The 20,509-nt window shown below is 35.0% G+C and carries 22 protein-coding genes; 13 read left to right on the top strand and 9 right to left on the bottom strand.

Going from position 1 to position 20,509, the window contains the following annotated elements; all coding sequences use genetic code 11:
• The first annotated feature begins 1 nt into the window (after window position 1).
• The 3 genes from NYG92_RS02080 to NYG92_RS02070 all read left to right on the top strand — a co-directional run bounded on the left by NYG92_RS02080 (window position 2) and on the right by NYG92_RS02070 (window position 1,832).
• A complete protein-coding gene (locus NYG92_RS02080) occupies window positions 2-148 on the top strand; it encodes a hypothetical protein (protein WP_289233386.1) in 147 nt (48 codons plus the stop codon).
• A 59-nt stretch (window positions 149-207) separates the two neighbouring features.
• Complete coding sequence (locus NYG92_RS02075) at window positions 208-651, top strand: EcoRI family type II restriction endonuclease (protein ID WP_289233385.1); 444 nt, start codon at window positions 208-210, stop codon at window positions 649-651.
• A gap of 92 nt (window positions 652-743) precedes the next feature.
• A complete protein-coding gene (locus tag NYG92_RS02070; protein WP_289233384.1) occupies window positions 744-1,832 on the top strand; it encodes a DNA adenine methylase in 1,089 nt (362 codons plus the stop codon).
• On the opposite strand, the gene NYG92_RS02065 is transcribed toward NYG92_RS02070, so the two are convergent.
• The 5 genes from NYG92_RS02065 to NYG92_RS02045 are packed head-to-tail and all read right to left on the bottom strand — an operon-like array spanning window position 1,829 to window position 5,428.
• The gene (locus NYG92_RS02065) at window positions 1,829-2,890 is read right to left on the bottom strand and encodes a DNA adenine methylase (RefSeq protein WP_289233383.1); all 1,062 of its coding nucleotides are present in this window, start codon (window positions 2,888-2,890) and stop codon (window positions 1,829-1,831) included. The genes NYG92_RS02070 and NYG92_RS02065 overlap by 4 nt on opposite strands.
• Complete coding sequence (locus NYG92_RS02060; protein WP_289233382.1) at window positions 2,871-3,767, bottom strand: Dam family site-specific DNA-(adenine-N6)-methyltransferase; 897 nt, start codon at window positions 3,765-3,767, stop codon at window positions 2,871-2,873. Before NYG92_RS02060 ends, NYG92_RS02065 begins: the two co-directional genes overlap by 20 nt.
• Window positions 3,767-4,342 carry an Hpy99I family type II restriction endonuclease gene (locus NYG92_RS02055; protein ID WP_002955897.1) on the bottom strand — a complete coding sequence of 192 codons (576 nt, stop codon included), beginning with the start codon at window positions 4,340-4,342 and terminating at the stop codon, window positions 3,767-3,769. Before NYG92_RS02055 ends, NYG92_RS02060 begins: the two co-directional genes overlap by 1 nt.
• The gene (locus NYG92_RS02050; protein WP_150337283.1) at window positions 4,333-5,148 is read right to left on the bottom strand and encodes a DNA-methyltransferase; all 816 of its coding nucleotides are present in this window, start codon (window positions 5,146-5,148) and stop codon (window positions 4,333-4,335) included. The genes NYG92_RS02055 and NYG92_RS02050 overlap by 10 nt, the downstream gene beginning before the upstream one ends.
• Complete coding sequence (locus NYG92_RS02045) at window positions 5,132-5,428, bottom strand: hypothetical protein (RefSeq protein ID WP_289233381.1); 297 nt, start codon at window positions 5,426-5,428, stop codon at window positions 5,132-5,134. Before NYG92_RS02045 ends, NYG92_RS02050 begins: the two co-directional genes overlap by 17 nt.
• 167 nt (window positions 5,429-5,595) lie before the next feature.
• On the opposite strand from NYG92_RS02045, the gene argC reads away from it, so the two are divergent.
• From argC to NYG92_RS02020, 5 genes are read left to right on the top strand one after another with little or no spacing between them, the layout of a single operon-like run.
• Window positions 5,596-6,606 carry an N-acetyl-gamma-glutamyl-phosphate reductase gene (argC, locus tag NYG92_RS02040; RefSeq protein WP_289233380.1) on the top strand — a complete coding sequence of 337 codons (1,011 nt, stop codon included), beginning with the start codon at window positions 5,596-5,598 and terminating at the stop codon, window positions 6,604-6,606.
• A gap of 8 nt (window positions 6,607-6,614) precedes the next feature.
• Window positions 6,615-7,061, top strand: a complete 447-nt coding sequence (locus tag NYG92_RS02035) for a GNAT family N-acetyltransferase (protein ID WP_270984728.1) — start codon at window positions 6,615-6,617, stop codon at window positions 7,059-7,061.
• 9 nt (window positions 7,062-7,070) lie between these two features.
• Entirely contained in the window at window positions 7,071-7,910 is an 840-nt protein-coding gene (gene argB / locus NYG92_RS02030; protein ID WP_270977157.1) for an acetylglutamate kinase, read from the top strand.
• Window positions 7,911-9,071, top strand: coding sequence for an aspartate aminotransferase family protein (locus NYG92_RS02025; RefSeq protein ID WP_289233379.1), 1,161 nt, complete (start codon window positions 7,911-7,913; stop codon window positions 9,069-9,071).
• Between the two features lie 11 nt (window positions 9,072-9,082).
• Complete coding sequence (locus NYG92_RS02020) at window positions 9,083-11,296, top strand: HsdM family class I SAM-dependent methyltransferase (protein ID WP_289233378.1); 2,214 nt, start codon at window positions 9,083-9,085, stop codon at window positions 11,294-11,296.
• 220 nt (window positions 11,297-11,516) lie between these two features.
• Here the strand turns inward: NYG92_RS02020 and rlmN are convergent, their stop codons facing one another.
• Both rlmN and NYG92_RS02010 read right to left on the bottom strand, forming a co-directional pair.
• Window positions 11,517-12,587, bottom strand: a complete 1,071-nt coding sequence (gene rlmN / locus NYG92_RS02015) for a dual-specificity RNA methyltransferase RlmN (RefSeq protein ID WP_270977162.1) — start codon at window positions 12,585-12,587, stop codon at window positions 11,517-11,519.
• A gap of 9 nt (window positions 12,588-12,596) precedes the next feature.
• Complete coding sequence (locus NYG92_RS02010; protein ID WP_289233377.1) at window positions 12,597-13,115, bottom strand: phosphorylase family protein; 519 nt, start codon at window positions 13,113-13,115, stop codon at window positions 12,597-12,599.
• A gap of 78 nt (window positions 13,116-13,193) precedes the next feature.
• Between NYG92_RS02010 and rsmA the strand changes: the two genes are divergently transcribed.
• From rsmA to NYG92_RS01985, 5 genes are all read left to right on the top strand, one after another.
• Window positions 13,194-13,976, top strand: a complete 783-nt coding sequence (gene rsmA / locus NYG92_RS02005; RefSeq protein WP_289233376.1) for a 16S rRNA (adenine(1518)-N(6)/adenine(1519)-N(6))-dimethyltransferase RsmA — start codon at window positions 13,194-13,196, stop codon at window positions 13,974-13,976.
• Window positions 13,963-15,930: a ribonuclease J gene (locus NYG92_RS02000; protein WP_432264797.1), complete on the top strand. Its 1,968-nt coding sequence runs from the start codon at window positions 13,963-13,965 to the stop codon at window positions 15,928-15,930. Before rsmA ends, NYG92_RS02000 begins: the two co-directional genes overlap by 14 nt.
• Window positions 15,931-15,995: 65 nt before the next feature.
• A complete protein-coding gene (locus NYG92_RS01995) occupies window positions 15,996-16,250 on the top strand; it encodes a DUF1796 family putative cysteine peptidase (RefSeq protein ID WP_289233375.1) in 255 nt (84 codons plus the stop codon).
• On the top strand, window positions 16,240-16,512 hold the full coding sequence (locus tag NYG92_RS01990; protein WP_289233374.1) for a hypothetical protein: 273 nt from the start codon (window positions 16,240-16,242) through the stop codon (window positions 16,510-16,512). The genes NYG92_RS01995 and NYG92_RS01990 overlap by 11 nt, the downstream gene beginning before the upstream one ends.
• A complete protein-coding gene (locus NYG92_RS01985; protein ID WP_289233373.1) occupies window positions 16,469-16,642 on the top strand; it encodes a hypothetical protein in 174 nt (57 codons plus the stop codon). Before NYG92_RS01990 ends, NYG92_RS01985 begins: the two co-directional genes overlap by 44 nt.
• Before the next feature lie 149 nt (window positions 16,643-16,791).
• On the opposite strand, the gene NYG92_RS01980 is transcribed toward NYG92_RS01985, so the two are convergent.
• Window positions 16,792-19,161 (bottom strand): ribonucleoside-diphosphate reductase subunit alpha, encoded by a 2,370-nt coding sequence (locus NYG92_RS01980; protein WP_289233372.1) that lies wholly within the window; start codon window positions 19,159-19,161, stop codon window positions 16,792-16,794.
• Between the two features lie 11 nt (window positions 19,162-19,172).
• Window positions 19,173-20,501 carry an adenylosuccinate lyase gene (purB, locus tag NYG92_RS01975; RefSeq protein WP_289233371.1) on the bottom strand — a complete coding sequence of 443 codons (1,329 nt, stop codon included), beginning with the start codon at window positions 20,499-20,501 and terminating at the stop codon, window positions 19,173-19,175.
• Between the last annotated feature and the right edge of the window lie 8 nt (window positions 20,502-20,509).

The following is a 20,509-nucleotide window of genomic DNA, read 5'->3' as shown; positions in this document are numbered from 1 at the left end:
GGTGCCTAGAGAAGCTTTAAGAGCGAGCATTAAACAGCATAAAGCAAAAAATTTAAAATCAAAAAATGATGATTTAAATTTAGATTTAGCGATGAAAAAAACTAAAAAATACCTAGAGGAGCGATTCTTGAGGGGGGGGGGGGGGTAGCTAATTTTGTAGATGGTAAATATTATTTTGAAATTGCTAAAAAGCTTGATTTGTCCTTTATGATAGAAAATATTAAAGCCTCTAAGCTTAGAGCTGAATTTGATACGAGTTTTATGGATAGAGCGATTTATCCTGATGGTGGGATTTTATTTTTAAAGAAAAAAGATGAGCCAAATTTTGCTAAGGTGCTTCTCATCACAGAAGCCAAAAGGCAAGGCACAAATGACGAAAGAGCAAAAGAGGGCAGGAAAAAACAAGCCACAGGTAACGCTATAGAAAGATTAGGCAAAAATCTCACAGGCATTAAAGCTATGCTTAATCACGAAAAAATAACACCTTTTGTGTGTTTTGGCTGGGGTTGCGATTTTGCTCCCAGCGAAAAAACGGTGTTAGCAAAACTCAATGTCCTTAACGAATTTTACTATCTTAATAAAACTTACATTTTCAAAACGGACGGCAATAGTAATTTTAATTATTTTTCTCCCGTGAGTTATGTATTTTAGAGAGGAAAAGTGGGAAGCAGAGGAGATGTTTCACATTTGCAAAGAGATAGCCGAAACGGCTTTGAGATACTATATTTTTTAGGGGCAAAACAATGCAAGAAAATCCCGCTTTTTTAAAAGAGCAAATCATCACTTATTTGGGTAATAAAAGAGCCCTGCTAGGCTTTTTAAAACAGGGTTTTGACTATGCAAAAAAAGAGCTTAAAAAAGACAAACTTAGCTTTTTAGATATGTTTAGTGGCTCAGGGGTCGTTAGCCGTTTTGCTAAGGCACATAGTAGCTTTATTATCGCAAATGATTTGGAGCTTTATTCTAAAATCATTAATTCTTGTTATCTAGCAAATTTAGACAAAGACGCGTTTGAAAATTTAAAATCTTTACACAAAAAGCTTTTAAGCACCCCCTTAAAAAAGGGCTTTATCAGTGAGCTTTACGCTCCCAAAAATGAGGCAAATATCCAAAAAAATGAGCGTGTTTTTTACACTAGAGAAAATGCGCTTTATTTAGACAGCTTAAGACAAGCCATAGAAAAAGAAATTCCAACGAATTTACGCTATTTTTTCTTAGCACCCTTGCTTTATGAAGCTAGCGTTCATGCTAATACAAGTGGCGTTTTTAAGGGCTTTTATAAGGATAAAAACGGCGTGGGTAAATTTGGCGGAGTGGGAGAAAACGCCCTTTCGCGTATTAAGGGCAAGATGAGCTTAAAACTGCCCGTTTTTTCAAATTTCACTTGCGAATTTGAGGTTTTACAAAAAGACGCAAATATTTTAAGTAAAGAGCTTGAAAGGCTTGATTTGGCTTATTTTGACCCCCCTTATAACCAACACCCTTATGGCTCAAATTATTTTATGCTAAATCTTTTGGCTAATTATGAAAAGCCCCGCGAAATTTCTAAGGTAAGTGGCATACCAAAGCAATGGAATCGTAGCGTTTATAATAAAGCTAAAGAAGCCGAAGAAGCCCTTTTTGAGCTAATTTTTCAAACCCCTGCGAAAATCATTTTGCTTTCTTATAATTGCGAAGGTTTTGTCAAAAAAGAAAATTTCACAAAAAGGCTTAAAAAGCTTGGAAAATGCTTTGTTTTAGAGCAAGATTATAACGCTTTTCGCGCAAGCCGTAATCTTAAAAATCGTCCCATACATATTAAAGAACAGCTTTATATCGTTAAAAAAGCTTAGGTTGATTTTTCAAGCACCCATAAGTATTCAAATACACTATTTTTCTGCACTTTAGCATTGCTTTTAAATCGCCTGTAAGGAATTTCATAAAAACTTACTTGACCAAAGGATTCTAAAAGCTTAGAAATGGAATTTTTATCCATAATGCCATCGCTATTGTAGCTTAACACTAAGTTTTTATAGCAAGATAATTTTGCAATATTTTCTAGCTGTATTAAAGCAGTTTTTGCGTTGCAAAATAGGCTTTTTTGCTCCCCCCACTCACGCATTCCAGCCACGCCTTTAATGCTAGGATTATCATATCTTGCAAGGGTTTCTAGTAAATGATAATTTGGGGCGTATTGTCTTTGATTATAAGGCGGGTCAAGATAAAGTATATCAATAGGCTTTTTAAAACCTTGCAAAATCTTCACGCTATCCCCGCAAAAGCACTCCCCGCTTATGCCCTGCGAAAATTCAATAGCCTTTAGCATAAAAGGCTTTAAAGCTCTTTTATCCCAACTCTTACAAAATGCTGCATACACACCTGCCACATTTGCAAATAAAGACACAGATTCTAAAAGTGTGGCAAGGAGGATAAAATACTCACTCTCATTGATATGATGTTCATTTTTCCATTGCTCTATTTGCAAACGCATCGCATCTATTTTTTGTGCATTTTCTTGTGTGAAATACATTCTTGCATTTGTCGGGTTGGGTGCATAATGTGTGCCAATAAAGCCTTGCACACCCCGCAAAGAATTTAAAAAATTTAGCACCTTTTCATAAGGAGTGTTAAAAAAAGTGCGACTTTGCAAGGATTGTTTTTCTATAAGTGGCAAAAGCTTTTCAAAAGTTGGAATCCCATACTCCAAATATGCTTTTTGCAAACAATAAGAAAAATACAGCATATCACTACCATACACTTTAAAGCCTTTATGCCTAAAGAATTTCCCCACACTTACACTGCCGCTAAAAACATCAAAAAAGCTTTGGTTTTCTGCCTTAACAAGCCCAAGTTTTTGTAAAAAGTCATAAATGATGGGGGCTAATTTTTCTTTATTGCCAATAAAACGCATTATCCGCCTTGTAGTTTGTAATGAATACTTCTTGCGTGTGTTGTTTATCCCTATATTTTGCTTGATAATTTGCATTTGTATAGTGTGCTTGTATAGTGTAGATATAAAAATTATGCGTCTCTAACCATTGTTTTAAAAGCTTATTTTCTTGTCCTTTGTGGGTAAGGACATTTGAAAGCCCAAAGAGAATACCTTTAGAATCTAGTTTGCTAAGATAGTTTAAAAGCCATTTTTCTAGGCTTTCATTCCAGCCACTAAAACCCCTTTTACCATCATTATAAGTGCCCTGCGTGATAAGATAGGGTGGGTCGCAATACACAAACAATTCTTTATCTTGCATAGAATCTAAAGTGCTAAAAATTTCACTAAAATCAAGGCTAGAAAATGTGATACTGATTTGTTGTAGGGATTGTATAAAATCAATGAGATTGATTTTCATTTGTGGGTTAAAACTTGAGCGATTTCTGCCAAAAGGGGTATTAAAATGATGTGCGTTATTAAAGCGTATTTGATGATTAAAACTAAAAGCAAGAAGTGCAAGTAATTTTAAAGGATGTTTATACGCATTATAATCCTGTCTTAAAAGTTTATAACCCTCTGCATTTTCTTTGCTTAAAGCATAAAAATGTATGATTTGCTCTATTTCTTGCAGTGTTTTCTCTAAAGGATTTTGTTGCAAAAATCTTAAAAGAGCGATAAGATAACTTAAATTATCATTTGCCAAAATTCGCTTGGCATTGACATTGATTGCTACATTACAACCTCCACAAAATACATCTATAAAAGTATCAATTTTTTTAGGAAATAAGGGTAGGATTTGGGGTAAGATTTTGTATTTTCCGCCAATGTAATTGAGTGGGGATTTGATATGGTGCATTACTTCTCATATTTTCTTAAATATTCTATCACTTTCTCCAAAAACTTTGGGTTATCTTTAAATCTGCCAAGTCCCGTATTGCAACTATCACATATCCATTCCCTACCTTCACCTGTCTCGTGGTTGTGATCCCTAACAAGATTTGCTGTTACTCCTACAATACTTCTCTTTTCGCAAATTGGGCAAGTAAAAATACTGCCTTTAGGTGGTGCAATTTTGTCCATTCGCTTTTTTTCATTATTAGAAAGCTTTACGCCATCAATATGTTTTCTACACTCTCTGCAACTTGGTCTAGTGGTTTTGTTACCCTTTGCATCGGTTTGATTAATTTCAAAACTACCAGTATCTTTCAAAATATGACAAATATTGCATATTTTACAATCAAATCCTTTTCCAGTTTTGTAAATGTCAATTGATTCTAAATTCTCAAAATTTACTTTTTTAATTTCATTGACACCTATAAATAAAACCATTGCAGATTCTCCATTAATCGCCTTGACAATACCAACAGAATTTTTTACCACACTACCAATTTGCTTATTTGCAATCACAAAATTATCAATATTTAAAAGCATAAATTACTCCTATATTTATCTAGTCTTTTTTTTGCTATTTCAATGTATTCCCAACTTATATCTACTCCTATAAAATTTCTCTTAGCTAAAAAAGCCATTTTGCAAGTTGTCCCAGAGCCACACATTGGGTCAAATACAATATCTCCCTCATTACTCCAAGACAAAATATGATCAAGAGCAAGTTGTTCGGGATACATAGCCGGGTGTTTAAAAGCTTCTCTATCATTTGTTGTTCCACCAAGCCCTACGGCATAATACCAAATATTTGTCTTTGTCTTTTCTTGTTTCAATTCTTTAAGAACTTTATTATTCTTACCATCTGATTTTTTATTTGCCACCAACATTTCAAAACCATTTCTTGCGGTTTTTTCTTTAAGTGGATTAAAAGTTTTCGGTTTTCCTTTAGAAAAAATAAACATATACTCATACCCATTAGTATAAGCATTTGAACGCATAAAAGGTGTGTTTTTTTTCGCATATATCATAACATCGTGTGCATTAAATCCAATTTTTTGAAAATATAAGGCCTGTTTAAAACTTGTCAAGCTTTTATTTCCGTTTTTGATTTTATCACCAACAACCCAAACAACAATTCCCCCTTTTTTTACAATCCTAAAAATTTCATTTGCTATACTCTCAAATTCAAAATTATACCCCTTGTAATCCCTTAGGTTATCATATGGCGGAGAAGTTACAACTAAATCAACACTATTGTCGTGCATTCTCTTTTGCATAAAATGCACACAATCATCAATATAAAAATTATTTAATAAATTGTTGGTGCTTACATCAATATATTTTGTCATTATTTACCTCAATTTTCCGTTTATTATAACATAACCTAAACACACAAATATTCAAAAAACTACTCGTCCCACTCACAATTTTGACATAGATTTTTTCAATCGCCTTGCACGACACGCCTAGAATCTCATAGCTAAAAGTAAAGCAATTTTCTTTAACAATGGGTAAAATCTTAAGAGTATCCACAAAAGCACAAAGATTTTTATCCTGTAAAAATCTTGTGATTATAGTGTGTAAAACCTCTTGTTTTGGTCGCTCTTCTGTGAGGATATAAAGATTCAAATCTTTCCTTTTCTCTTTTTATGAAATTATAACATAGCAATAAAAGCTTTGTTTAATGTGGCTTTGAAGGCAGATTTATCATTATAAGTTTAGAATTTTCTTAATACTTTTTAAATCAATTTTTATTTTAAAATAATATAATCGAAATCTCAAAATTAAGGAAAAAAATGGAACTTAAGGTAGGAATTTTAGGTGCTAGTGGCTATGTGGGTAATGAGCTTGTGAAAATTCTCTCAAAACACCCCAAAACAAAGCTTACTTACATAGGCTCAAAAAATAATGTGGGACAAAGTTACAACGCCCTTTATCCGCACTCAAATTTAAGTCTTCAATTTGCTAGCGAGGATTTAAGTAAAATTCAGCTTGATGTGCTTTTTATGGCGACTCCGCACGAATTTAGTGCGAGTTTTATTAATGATGCTTTATTAAAGCGTATGAAAATTATCGATTTGAGTGCGGATTTTCGCTTGAAAAATTTGCGAAATTATGAGCTTTATTATCATTTTACTCACCCTAATGAAAAGCTTGTCAAAGAGGCTGTTTATGGGCTTAGTGAGCTTTATTGTGAGGAGATAAAAAAGGCGCGTTTAGTGGCAAATGCGGGCTGTTATACGACTTGCTCTATCCTTAGTCTTTATCCTGTGGTGAAGGAAAAAATCATCGATTTAAATTCCATTATCATCGATGCGAAAAGCGGAGTAAGTGGGGCTGGACGCGGAGCTAAGATAGAGAATTTATTTTGCGAAGTCAATGAAAATTTCAAGGCTTATGCTATTGCTTCGCACCGTCATACACCAGAGATTGAAGAGCAATTAAGCCTTGCAGCAAATGAGGAGCTAAAAATTCAATTCACTCCGCACCTTGTCCCTATGCAAAGGGGGATTTTAGCAAGTATTTACGCAAATTTAGCCTGTGAAATTGATGAAAATGAGCTTAGAAAAATTTATGAAAAATACTATAAAGATAAGCTTTTCATTCGCCTTTTGCCTGAAAAAACTTATCCGCAAACGCATTTTGTAAGCCATAGTAATTTTATGGATCTTAATTTTTGCATAGATAAACGCACAAAAAGACTTATCATCATCGGTGCTTTGGATAATTTAGTCAAAGGTGCGGCTGGACAAGCGGTGCAAAATATGAATTTAATGTTTGATTTTGATGAAAATTTAGGATTTTAGGAGGATTTATGAAAATTAGGGCAATGCAAGAGAGTGATTATGAAAAAGTGTATGCTTTGTGGTGTGAAATTAAGGGCTTTGGTTTAAGAAGTATTGATGATAGTTTTGAAAATATCAGTGCTTTTTTGAGGCGTAATCCCGGTTTGAGTGCTGTGGCAGAACTTGATGGCGAAATAGTAGGGAGCATACTTTGCGGACACGATGGACGCACGGGCGGCTTTTACCATGTATGTGTGCATAAAAATCATAGAAAAAAGGGCATAGCACACGAGATGACAAAATTTTGCCTAGAAGCACTTAAAAAAGAAAAGATTAATAAAATTGCCCTCATTGCTTTTAAAAGTAATGATTTGGGTAATGAGTTTTGGCGGCATTATGGCTTTACTTTAAGAGAGGACGCAAACTATTACGATTTGTCCTTAAATGAGAGTAATCAAACCCATTTTAACCATTAGGAAAAGATTATGCAAAAGTATTTAGAAAAAGCTCAAGTTCTCATCGAAGCCTTGCCTTATATACGCAAATTTACTTCTAAAATTGTTTTGATTAAATACGGCGGTTCGGCTATGGAAAATGAGGAGCTAAAGCATTGCGTTATGCAAGATATAGCCCTTTTAAAGCTTGTAGGTTTAAAGCCTGTGATTGTTCACGGAGGCGGTAAGGACATCTCAAAGCTTTGTGAAAATTTGGGCGTGAAAAGTGAATTTAAAAACGGCTTAAGAGTGAGTGATAAAGAAACGACTAAAATCGCCGAAATGGCACTCTTGCAAATCAATAAGAATTTAGTGCAAAATTTAGAATGCTTAGGTGTGAAAGCCATAGGAATTTGTGGTAAGGACGCAGGGCTTTTGCACTGCATTAAAAAGGACGAGGATTTAGGCTTTGTGGGTGAAATTTCTAAGGTAAAAGTGGGAATTTTAAACGAGCTTTTAGAAAAGGACTTTTTGCCTGTGATCGCCCCTGTGGGTATGGACGAAAATTTAAACACTTATAATATTAACGCCGATGACGCCGCTTGTGCTTTGGCTAAGGCTTTAAAAGCAGAAAAGCTCGTTTTTTTAAGTGATATTGCAGGGCTTTATAGAAATTACGAGGATAAAAACTCACTCATCTCAAAAATCAGCCTTAGCGAAGCAAAAGAGCTTCTTAGCTCTTTGCAGGGTGGTATGCTTGTTAAATTACGCTCTTGCATTGATGCGTGTGAAAATGGCGTGAAAAAAGTGCATATTTTAGACGGACGCGTGAAGCATAGCTTATTGCTTGAAATTTTTACCGATGAGGGTATAGGGACTTTGGTGGTTTAGATGTTACTTGAAATTTATAATAAATTTGAACTCACTCTAGCAAGGGGCGAGGGTGTGCATTTGTATGATGATGAAGATAGGGAATTTTTGGATTTTGCTAGCGGTATAGGTGTGTGTGCTTTGGGTTACAATCATAAGCTCTTTAACGAGGCTTTAAAAAAGCAAATTGATAAAATTTTACATACAAGTAATCTTTATTTTAACGAACAGGTTTTAAAAGCTGCCAAAAATTTAACCAAAGCTTCAAAACTTTCTCGCGTTTTTTTCACAAATTCAGGCACAGAGAGCGTTGAGGGTGCTATGAAAGTCGCTAAAAAATATGCTTTTAATAAGGGTATTAAAAACCCATCTTTCATCGCTTTTAAAAATTCCTTTCACGGACGTACTTTGGGAGCTTTGTCTTTAACGGCAAATGAAAAGTATCGAAAGCCTTTTAAGCCCTTGATTAACGGAGTAAAATTTGCCTCGTTTAACGACCTAGAAAGCGTTAAAAAGCTCTTAAATGAAAAAACTTGTGCCATAGTGCTTGAAAGTGTGCAAGGCGAGGGTGGGATAAATCCTGCCACACCGGAATTTTACAAAGCTTTGAGAAAACTTTGTGATGAAAGAGACATTTTACTCATAAGCGATGAAATTCAATGTGGAATGGGGCGTAGTGGAAAGTTTTTTGCTTATGAATATAGCCAAATCGTGCCTGATGTAGCAGTTTTTGCTAAGGCTTTGGGCTGTGGGGTAGCTGTGGGGGCTTTTGCGGTGAGTGAAAAAGTGGCACAAAATTCTCTTAAAGCAGGGGATCACGGAAGCACTTATGGAGGTAATCCTTTCGCTTGTGCGGCTGTAAATGCCGTCTTTGAAATTTACGCTAAAGAAAAGATACTTAGCAAGGTTGTTAAACTCACGCCCTATTTGGAAAAAACCTTAGATGAGCTAACAAGCGAATTTGACTTTTGCGGGGAAAGAAAAGGGCTCGGCTTTATGCAAGGACTTCGTTTAAATCCTAAAGTAAAAGTGGGCGATGTGCTTAAAAAATGCCGTGAAAATCATCTTTTGCTTTTAAGTTGCTCTAAAAATGATTTAAGATTCTTACCGCCTTTGATTATAGAAAAAGAGCATATTGATGTAATGGCTGAAAAATTAAGAGCGGTTTTGAGGAGATTTTGAAAGGAAGTGTATTGAAAAAAGAAAGTGAATTTGAGATTGTGAGAGCCTTTTCGCACATATTAGGCTTACCAAACAAAACAGATGGTTCATTGTTTATTTATAAAGGCGAAAAGGGCAAGTCAAAAAAACCCGATGGCTATTATTTTTATGATGGCATTACTTTTATACTAGATGCTAAAGCCCCGAACGAAAAATTTACAGGGCAGTTAAAAGACTATATGGAGCTTGAAAGCAATGAAAATTTTATAGGTTTTGAATACAATAAAACCGAATTTCGCTGCTATGTCAATGGAAAGCTTATAAAAGATGAACTGACTTTAAAAGATAAGGAATATTACAAAGAAAAATACTTCCCAAAAAGAATCAATAATGAGCAAATTGTAAATAGTGGTGCCTTAAAGTTAGCAAATCTATTTAGAAATTCTAAAATTGATAAACAAATGAATGTTCCATTTATTGGGGCTGTAATGCTATGTATGAAATTTTTAGAGAGTGATTATATTGATTTAACTTCTACTGCGACAATTTTAAAATCGATTAAACAAGGTATCAATGAAATTTTGGTTGATAAGGATATACCGATTACAAAAAAAGAGAAAAAGCGTTTTATTCTAAGAATTTTAGATGATAGTTCGCTTAATAGAGCTAAAAGCGAAGATTTATTTACCATTATCCAAGAAATTTCAACAATTTATAATTTTATCCATATCTCCGCTGATGATTATAAGGGACACGATATAATGAATAATTTCTTAAAGGTTTTTCGCAGGTGGAATTCGGTAAATGCCAATGAAAAAGGCGAAGTTTTTACGCCAGATCATATAGCAAATTTAATGTATAGCCTTGCTTATTGCTCTAAAGATAGTGAAATTTTAGACCCAACTTGTGGAAGTGGCACATTTTTGACCAATGCAATGGCAAATATGTTTAATGAAATTGATCCAAAATTAGAGAATTTACACGAGACACAAAAAAATATCAAGCAAAATCGCTTAATCGGCATAGAGACAAATGAGTTTAATGCGACTCTTGCTGGAATCAATATGATGCTTCATGGAGACGGTGCTTCGCAAATTTATAATGCGGATTGTTTTGAAAGATTACCAAGCCTACAAAATATGTATAATCGAGTCTTAATGAATCCACCTTTTGCACAAAGTGATATTGAATTAAAATTCGTTTATGAAACGCTTTATTATATGCGTGATGATGGCTTTTTAGCAACAATAGTTCCAAAATCCTGTGTCAGCGGGACGATTGAAGCAAATGTTAGCTATTTATCAAAGATTTTTAAGATAGCAAATTTAAAGGCGGTGATTTCTTTACCGACTAATTTGTTTTATCCTGTTGGAGCAAATACTTGCATTATTGTTTTACACAAAACAAGTATAAAAGAAAACAAGACGATTTTAATCAACTGCTTAAATGATGGCTTTGAAGTTGTCAATAAGGCTCGTATTTGTAAAAATGATGAGTGGGACAATATAAAAAATGAAATTTTAAAAGCATATTTAGAAAATGATTTTACAAAAAATAGGGCAATTATTAAGACCGATTTACAAGCTAATGATGAGCTTTTATTTGAGGCATATAGCTCTCACAGAAATGCAATGATACAAGAAGAGGTTTATACTAGGTATATCAGGGAGGCAGTGAGTGCTAAAGTCTTATGCGGATTTGAATTACATAAAAACACTTTAAAGAAAAATGCCATTTGGGATACTGCTTTTGAGGATTTTTCAATCAGTGATTTAATCATCAAAATAGGAAAGGGTAGAGAGAAAAAGTCCATTGATAGAAAAATAGAAAATAAATATCCACAAAATGGCATTCCACTTGTCATTGCTAAAAAGGACAATAATGGCATAGGTGGCGCAAAACTAAGAGATGAAATAGAGCAAGTTTATAGCGATAAAATTTGCATTATTAGCGGTGGAGATGGCGGAGGCGGCAAGACATATTATTGTGAGTTTGAATTTTGTGCTACAAATTTTGTAATGATTTGCGATTTTGCTAATTGTATCAAAGATAAAATAGACAAATTTGCAAAATACTTTTTAGCAATCACAATTTCTGAAACTCTCTTTAAAACAATAGGACACGGAAGGACAATTTCAGAGGTGCCAAATATCAATATAAAATTACCCATAACTGCAAAAAAAGAAATTGATTTCACATATATGTCAAACTACATACAAAAAATTCAATACGCTGAGTTTTTGTAAAATTATAGGATTATAAAGGCAAAATATTTATGCTTATATTAATCAATAGCGAGTGCAAATTAGGGTTAAGTTCTTTGGTTACAAGATAAATAAGCGAAATTTAAAAGCAAAATGCTTGCTTAAATAGTTTAACGACTATTTTTAATCACATAAACCATACCCACAAAACTCACAATCACAACGACACCGATAAAAACAAGTTGTCCTATATCTAAAATACTCATAAACCCTCACTTCTTTCTTTAAGCTGACCACAAGCGGCGGAGATGTCAAGTCCCTTGCTCTCCCTTATGGTGCAAGTAACGCCTTTTTGACTGAGTAAATCTTGAAATTTCACGGCATTTTCAAGACTAGGGCGCTTGTAGATGCTACCTTGATGAGGGTTAAAAAGGATTAAATTGACCTTAGCTTTTATACCATTTAAAAGCTTGACTAGCTCTTTTGCATGTTCGATTTTATCATTAATGCCGTCTATTAGGAGGTATTCAAACATTACTTTTTTACGCATATCTATGGGAAATTCACGCACGGATTGCATAACAGAGGCTATGTTGTAGGCTTTATTAATAGGCATAAGTTTGCTTCTAAGCTCATCATTAACAGCGTGTAAAGAAATAGCAAGCAAAACGCCCAAATTCATCTCCCCAAGCTCTTTAATCTGCCTTGCAAGCCCACTCGTGCTAATGGTTTGACGACGCACACTTATGGCTAAAGTATCATTGTGGCTTAGAATTCGCACGGCTTTTGCGACATTGTTAAGATTATCAAGCGGCTCTCCCATACCCATATAGACGATATTTACACGGCGTTCATAAGGGATATGATTTTGCCTTTTAATCCACAAAATTTGCCCCACAATCTCCCCAGCACTCAAATTCCTCTTAAGCCCTCCCTTAGCCGTAAGACAAAAGCTACACCCACTCCTACATCCTACTTGAGATGAAACGCAAATGGTAAATTTAGCGTGAGAAAGTCTTTTGCCTTCTTCGTCAAATTTTTCTTCCTTCATCGGCAAAAGCACAGATTCTATCCTCAAGCCGTCTTCGAGCTCGAAAAGATATTTAATGCTCCCATCTTTGCTTCGTTCTTCTTTGATGCATTTTAATGGCTCAAAATGGTAGTTTTTGGCTAATTCTTCGCGTAAATTTTTTGGTAAATTCAACATTTGAGAAAAGTCATCGGCATATTTTTGATAAATCCATTGGCAAATTTGTTTCACGCGAAACATTGGCTGAATTTTTTGTGTGAGTTCTTCGGGTAAAAGGTCTAAAATATTCGTTAATTCTTTCAATTTTTTCCTTTAAATTAAAGCTTTTTGTTTTAAAAATTTTTCTAATTTTTCTTTAGCTTTTTGATGATTTTTCATAAAATCTTGGTGTGCGTTTTTATCGCAAAAATTGGTCGCACAAAGAAAACATTTGGCACTTATGTTAAAATTTTTCGCTACGCTTAGGACAGAAAAAGATTCCATATTTTCTATATCAAGTCCTAAATTTGCTAATTTTAAAGCGGCATTTTTATCCGCACAAATATAATTGGAAGAATTGATTTTATAAGCACTTTTTTCAAGGCAAAGTTCTGTTTTTGCAGGGCTATAAAAATCGCTTAATTTTGAAAATTCGATGTTAAAGGCGTGAGAGCTTTCATAAATCTCTAAAATTTTCCCTCTTTCATAAAGTCCGCAAGTGCCTATAAAAATAAGCTCTTTTGGCTGAAATTCTAAACAAATTCGCGTTAAATTAATCGCACTTTCTATTAATCCTATGCCTATGGCTTTGGCAAAAGGAAAATTTTCGTTTCCACCTGCACAAATGATCATTTTGAATTCTCCTAAATTTCGTGATAATTTTAGCCAAAAAGACTTAAAGTTAAGAATTTTTAGCTAAAATCGTTCTTTATGATTAAAGCAAAGAAACAATACGGACAGAATTTCTTGCACGATAAGGAAATTTTGACAAAAATCACTCAAGCCATACCCAAAGATGTGAAGAAAATCGTTGAGATTGGGCCTGGCTTAGGTGATTTAACGCAAGAGCTTTTGAAAATTTCTTCTGTTAAAGCTTATGAGATAGATGCTGACCTTATAGGCTTTTTAAGAGATAAATTTCAAAAAGAATTAAAAGAGGAAAAATTTATTTTACTTCATCAAGATGCAAGTGAGCTTTCTTGTTTTGATGAGGATAAGTATTTTTTAGTCGCAAATTTGCCATATTATATTGCTAGTAAGCTGATTTTACAGGCTTTGGAAGATGAAAATTGCCAAGGTTTGATTGTAATGGTGCAAAGAGAAATGGCATTGAAATTTTGTGCCGAAAGTGGAAGTAGTGATTTTGGCGCACTTGGTGTTTTGAGTGCGATGATTTGCGAAAGGGAAATACTTTTTGATGTAAGTCCTTTGTGTTTTAATCCTCCTCCAAAGGTTGTTTCATCTGTGATGAGACTGATAAAACAAAAAGAATTGAAGCAAATATGTGAGCTTGATAGCTTTAAAAGCTTTCTTAGAATTTGTTTTAAGTCTCCAAGAAAACAACTTTTGAGTAATTTAAAAGCCGAAAAGTGTAAGCTTTTGGAGCTTTTTGAGGATTTGGGACTTAAAGAAAATGTGCGTCCTCACGAACTTTGCGTTAATTCATACCTTAAAATTTATGAAAAATTAAAGGATCAATATGAACGAAAATGAAAAAAACGAACAAAATGTGGAAAATCCTAATGCTAATTCCAAAAACAATAAGCGTTACAAATACAAAAATCGCCGCAGAAAACTTGCAGATTCTTTAGAAACAGAAGGCGTAAAAAATAGTGAAAATGCAGAACAAGCAAAGCCTAATGAAGCAAAAAAGAAAAAAAGGAATCGCAATCTCCCCTCCAAACTTACAGGCAATGAAGACTGGCAAATCGCTTTAGCAGAGTGCATTGAGGCAAATCGTGTTTCACATGAAACAAGACTCAATCCTCTCAAATATAACAATTCAAGTGAGCATAAAATTCGCATTACTCCTCTAGGTGGGCTTGGGGAAATCGGCGGAAATATCAGCGTTTTTGAGACAAATAATGACGCCATTATTATTGATCTTGGTATGAGTTTTCCAGATGGGACTATGCACGGGGTGGATATTATCATACCTGATTTTGATTATGTGCGTAAGATTAAAGATAAAATTCGAGGTATTGTTATCACCCACGCTCACGAGGATCATATTGGGGCTGTGCCGTATTTTTTCAAGGAATTTCAGTTTCCTATCTATGCTACGCCCCTAGCCTTAGGTATGATTTCTAATAAATTTGAAGAGCACGGCTTAAAAGCTGAACGCAAGTGGTTTCGCCCTGTGGAGAAACGCCGCATTTATGAAATCGGTGAATTTGAGGTTGAGTGGATACATATAACACACTCTATTATTGACGCTTCGGCTTTAGCGGTTAAAACAAGGGCTGGGACTATTATACATACGGGCGATTTTAAGATTGACCAAACGCCCATTGATGGTTATCCTACGGATTTACATCGTTTGGCACATTATGGAGAGGAGGGCGTAATGTGCCTTTTAAGCGATAGCACAAATTCCTACAAAGAGGGCTATACTAAGAGTGAAAGTTCTGTGGGACCGACTTTTGATCAAATTTTTGCTAAAACTAAGGGCAGGGTGATTATGAGTACCTTTAGCTCTAATATCCACCGCGTTTATCAAGCTATCACTTATGGTTTAAAATATGGCAGAAAAGTCTGTGTGATAGGGCGTAGTATGGAGCGTAATCTTTATACAACTATGGAGCTAGGTTATATTAAACTTGATAGAAAAATTTTCATTGATGCCGATGAGGTGAGTAAGTATAAAGACAATGAGATTCTAATCGTAACCACAGGTTCTCAAGGCGAAACGATGAGTGCGCTTTATAGAATGGCGACAGATGAGCATAAATTCATCAAAATCAAGCCAAGTGATCAAGTCATCATCTCGGCTAAGGCGATTCCGGGAAATGAGGTTAGCGTTTCGGCTGTGCTTGATTATCTTTTAAAAGCGGGAGCGAAAGTGGCTTACCAAGAATTTAGCGAAATTCATGTGAGTGGGCATGCGAGTATGGAGGAGCAAAAGCTTATGCTAAGCCTCATTAAGCCTAAATTTTTCTTGCCTGTGCATGGAGAGTATAATCACATCACTAAACATAAAGAAACGGCTATGAAATGTGGTATCCCTGAAAGAAATATTTATTTAATGAGTGATGGAGATCAAGTAGAAGTGTGTCAAAAATACATTAAAAGAGTTAAAACGGTCAAAACGGGCAAAATTTTTGTAGATAATCAAATTAATAAACAAATCGCCGATGATGTCGTCATCGACCGCCAAAAATTAGCTGATAGCGGTATAGTCGTCATCATAGCTCAAATTGACAAGGCGACTAAGACTTTGATTAATAAGCCGCGTGTTTTTAGCTATGGACTTGTAGCAGATAAACACGACCACGCTTTTAGTAAGGAAACGGCTGATGTTTTGAGCGTGTTTTTTACTAATGCTAAAGATGAGTGGTTTAATGACGTAAGATTTTTAGAAAATCAAATTCGCACCGTGCTTAGAAAACATATTTTTAGAAAGATTAAAAAATATCCAACTATAGTTCCAACGCTTTTTGTGATGTAGAGAGCATAAATCGCTTAGATTTTGGTGAATTTGACTAAAATCTAAGCTATATTGAAAGGATAAAAATGCAAAATCAAATCAATCATTTTCACATTTTCAAATTTCCCAAAATAAAGACCGATTTTACCTTAAGCGTAGGGTCGCATTGTAGAGTGGCACATCATTTAAGGAAAAATCATCTAAGGAATTTAGCCTCTCCTTTGGATTGGATGATTAACGATAGCTTAAAGGTTGTTTTTGAGTTATTTCAAAGTGATTTTAGAGACTTTTTTCTCTCTTGTTTTATTGTTGATGAAAAAAAGAAAGCCTATGGAGGTTAAAGATAGGCTTAATGGTATGATTTCACTTCACCATTTTTTCTCAAATGAAGAGCTAGAAATTCAAGCTCAAAGAATAAATAAGCAAACAAGAAAACGCTGGATACCTATCAAAGATAAAATTCTCTCTTCTAAAAATGTCGTTTTTGTGCGTAGTGGGGATTTTGATTTAAAAGAAGCAAGTGAATTTTTGCAAAAAACTGCAAAATTATTTGATAAAAATGTGGGGGGGGGGGGGTTACACCCTTATCAATGTCAGTCATAATGAAAAGTTAAAAGAAGATGAAATGATAATGCAAGAATTTGACTTGGGAAATCATCTAACCTTAATCCATTATAGTATATGTGAAAAGGAGGGTGATTATAGAGGAAATATCCCTTTTGGACAACTATGATGCAAAAGAGCATTATGATGCCAAGCGGATTAAAGTTTAAAAACGCTTTGGGGGATTTTAAAATTCGTTTCATTAGAAGTTGTAAGAGAAGAAAGGCGTTTTTTTACGAAGAAAATAAAGGTCGATATTAACGAGACGCATTAGGCTACCTACTGGCAGCCCTCGCATTCTATACTTCTATCAGCAACATTTACTTTTTCGCTATCCGGACTTTCACTTCTTAGATAATAGGTCGATTTGACCCCTAGTTCGTGCGCTAGAGTATAAATTTCGTTAAGATAGCCCCCGCTTGCCTTATCTAAAGATAAAAAGATATTGAGGCTTTGCCCCTGATCTATCCATTTACCACGCACTGCGGCGGCTTTGACAAGAATTTTTTGATCAAGCTCATAGGCTGGGGTGTAATATTGCCAAGTTTCTAGATTTAAATTTGGGACAACAACAGGGATCATACCGCTTAAGTTTTGTTCGAACCATTTGCGTTTATAAACAGGCTCTATGGTTTGAGTTGTGCCTACAAGTATGGATATGCTTGAGGTCGGTGCTATCGCCATTAAGTAGCCATTACGCATACCATCATTTTTGACTTTTTGGCGTAATTGATCCCAATCGCAAGAGCTTTGTGCAAAAAGTCCGTCTCTTAAAGTAAGAGCCTTAGCCTTTTCACTCGCCACATCAATAGGGAAAATCCCCTCACTCCATTTTGAGCCTTTAAAATCAGGATAAGAGCCTTTTTCAATAGCCAAATTTGAACTTGCTAAAATGGCTTCATAGCTAAGACATTCCATTATTTCATCGATTTTATTGAAATGTTCTTCGCTACCCCAAAAAATTTGATTTTCCGCTAGCATTTGTGCTTCGCCCATTACTCCAAGCCCTATGGCACGGGATTTTAAATTGGTATTTTTGACTTTAATGTGCGGATAAAAATTAAGGTCAATCACATTATCAAGCATGCGAATTGCTATTGGCACGACCCTAGCTAAATCTTCCTTAGTATGCACCTTGCTAAGATTAATGCTAGCAAGATTACAAACGGCGGTTTTTCCGTCATTTTTAAATTTCTCTACGATGAAAACCTTTTGTCCATTGATGCTATCTAAGGTTGAAATTTTCTTAGCTGGCTTCTCGTATCCGCCGTCAATTACAACTCTCTCTTCTTCATCATAATGCAATTCTTCCCCATTTTTAAAAATAACTTTGATTTGATAATAATTTGGCTCTGTATTTTGGAAAATTTCTGTGCATAAATTTGAACTTCTTATGATGCCTGTGTGAGAATTTGGATTTGCTCTATTGGCATTGTCTTTAAAGCATAAAAATGGCAATCCTGTTTCGAAATAATTAAGAAGAATTTTTTTCCATAATTCTTTCGCGTCAATAATTTCTTTTACTATGCTGTCATCTTTTTCATATTCTTCATAACGCTTTTCAAAGGCTTCTCCATATAAATCGCATAAATCAGGTGTATCAGCAGGATCAAAAAGCGTCCATTTATCATTTGCCTTAATTCTTTTCATAAAAATATCATTAATCCAAAGTGCCGGAAAAAGCTCGTGCGCTCTACGTCTTTCCTCACCTGAATTCTTACGCAAATCGATAAAGTCATTAATGTCCATATGCCAAGGTTCGATATAAACGGCGATAGCCCCTTTTCTTGTGCCAAGCTGATCTACCGCCACAGCGATGTCATTTGTGATTTTAAGAAAGGGGATAATGCCTCCCGCAGCATTTTTATGCCCATCTATGCTCCCACCCATAGCACGCACCTTAGACCAGTCCCAGCCTATGCCGCCACCAAATTTAGAAAGCAAAGCCATTTCTTGATAGCTATCAAAAATGCCTTCAATATTATCCGCTGTGCTTCCTATATAACAAGAGCTTAGTTGATGACGCGTTGTTCTAGCGTTTGAAAGGGTTGGCGTGGCTAACATCATTTCAAATTTAGAGATGAGATCGTAAAATTTCTTTGCCCATTCTTGAGGGTCAAATTCATTTTGTGCTAAAAACATAGCAATAGCCATAAACATTTGTTGAGGTAATTCTATCGGCTCGGCTTTAGAATTTTTTATCAAATATCTATCATAAAGAGTTTTGATGCCAAGATAAGTAAATTGTAAATCTCTTTCTGGTTTAATGTAGGCGTTTAAATCGTCAAGGTCGTATTTTTCTTTTAAGCCTAGTAAAATTCTTCCCTCTTTTTCACCTCTTTCAAAATACTCGCGTAAATGATTATAGCGGTTCATACCATTGACTTTTTTGTATAAATCAAATAAAAAAAGCCTAGCCGCTACAAAGGTCCAGTTGGGACAATCGATGTCGATTTTATCGACCGCTGTTTTAATGAGAGTTTTTTGAATTTCCTCTGTGGTAATGCCATCACGAAACTGAATTTTTGCGTCAAGCTCAAGCTCACTTAAACTGACGCCTTCAAGATTTTTCACCGCGTCCATAGTGCATTTTTTGATTTTAGAAATATCGAGCTCTTCGGTGCGTCCGTTTCTTTTTATAACTTTCATCATCTGCCTTTTTATTTAAATACTCTATTAAAAATTGAATCAATATTTTTTGTGTAATACGCATAATCAAAGCATTTGCGTATATCTTCTTCGCTTAATTTAGCCTTTAAGTCTTCATCGTCAAGTAAGGCGAGTAAAAATAAGCTTTCGTTTTTTTCATTTAATGCTGATTTGCCCTCTTGTAAATCTTTCCATACTCTCATAGCGTTTCTTTGGACAATTTTGTAAGCTTCTTCACGGCTTAACCCCTTAAAAGGAAGTTCTAAAAGTACGCGTTGTGAAAAGACAAGTCCGCCAGTAAGATTTAAATTTTTCATCATATTTTGAGGATAAACAAGAAGTTTTTCTATCAAATTTGTAAGACGCATTAGCATAAAATCCGCCGTAATGAAAGCATCGGGAAGGATAAATCTTTCTACACTTGAGTGGCTAATATCTCTTTCGTGCCAAAGAGCCACATTTTCAAGGGCTGGAGTTACAAAGGAGCGTAACACTCTGCAAAGTCCTGTGATGTTTTCACTAAGCACGGGATTTCTTTTATGTGGCATAGCCGAGCTTCCTTTTTGTCCTTCACTAAAATACTCCTCCGCTTCATACACTTCTGTGCGTTGAAAATGTCTTATCGCAACGGCGATTTGCTCACAACTTGCCGCCAAAACAGCAAGAGCTGAAAGCACTTGTGCGTAGCGGTCTCTTTGTATGATTTGATTAGAAATGGGGGCTGGTTTTAAGCCTAAATTTTTACAAATTTCTTCTTCAAATTCTAGTGGGGCGTGAGCGAAATTCCCCATAGCACCGCTTATTTTACCATAACTTATAGTTTCTTTAGCGTGAAGTAAAAGCTCTTTAGCGTTTTTAATCTCATCATACCAAATCGCCACAACAAGCCCAAAGGTAATAGGCTCTCCGTGAATTCCATGACTTCTACCGACCATTAGAGTATTTTTATGCTCATTTGCTCTTTGTTTCAAAGCCTCCAGTAAAAGCTCGACATCTTCTAAGATAAGTTCTAGACTTTCTTTCATTTGTAAAGCTACTGCCGTATCGATACAATCAGAGCTTGTCATCGCATAATGCACAAAGCGACTTTCTTCGCCTAAACTTTCACTTACACTTGTTAAAAAGGCGATTACATCGTGTTTGGTTGTTTTTTCTATTTCATCAATTCTAGCAATGTCAAATTTGGCGTTTTTTTGAATTTTTTCGCAATCTTCATCATTGATGAGACCAAGTTTATTCCACGCTTTTACAGCGGCTAATTCGACTTTAAGCCAAGCATCATATTTTGCATTTAAGTCCCATTTTTTTGCCATAATCTCTCTGCTGTATCTTTCAACCATAGCCTATA

This window comes from Campylobacter felis, from assembly GCF_030250085.1.
GTDB classification, from domain to species: Bacteria; Campylobacterota; Campylobacteria; order Campylobacterales; family Campylobacteraceae; genus Campylobacter_D; species Campylobacter_D upsaliensis.
The sequence above is the reverse complement of the archived record's forward strand: the minus strand, read 5'-3'. Positions and strand labels throughout refer to the sequence as shown.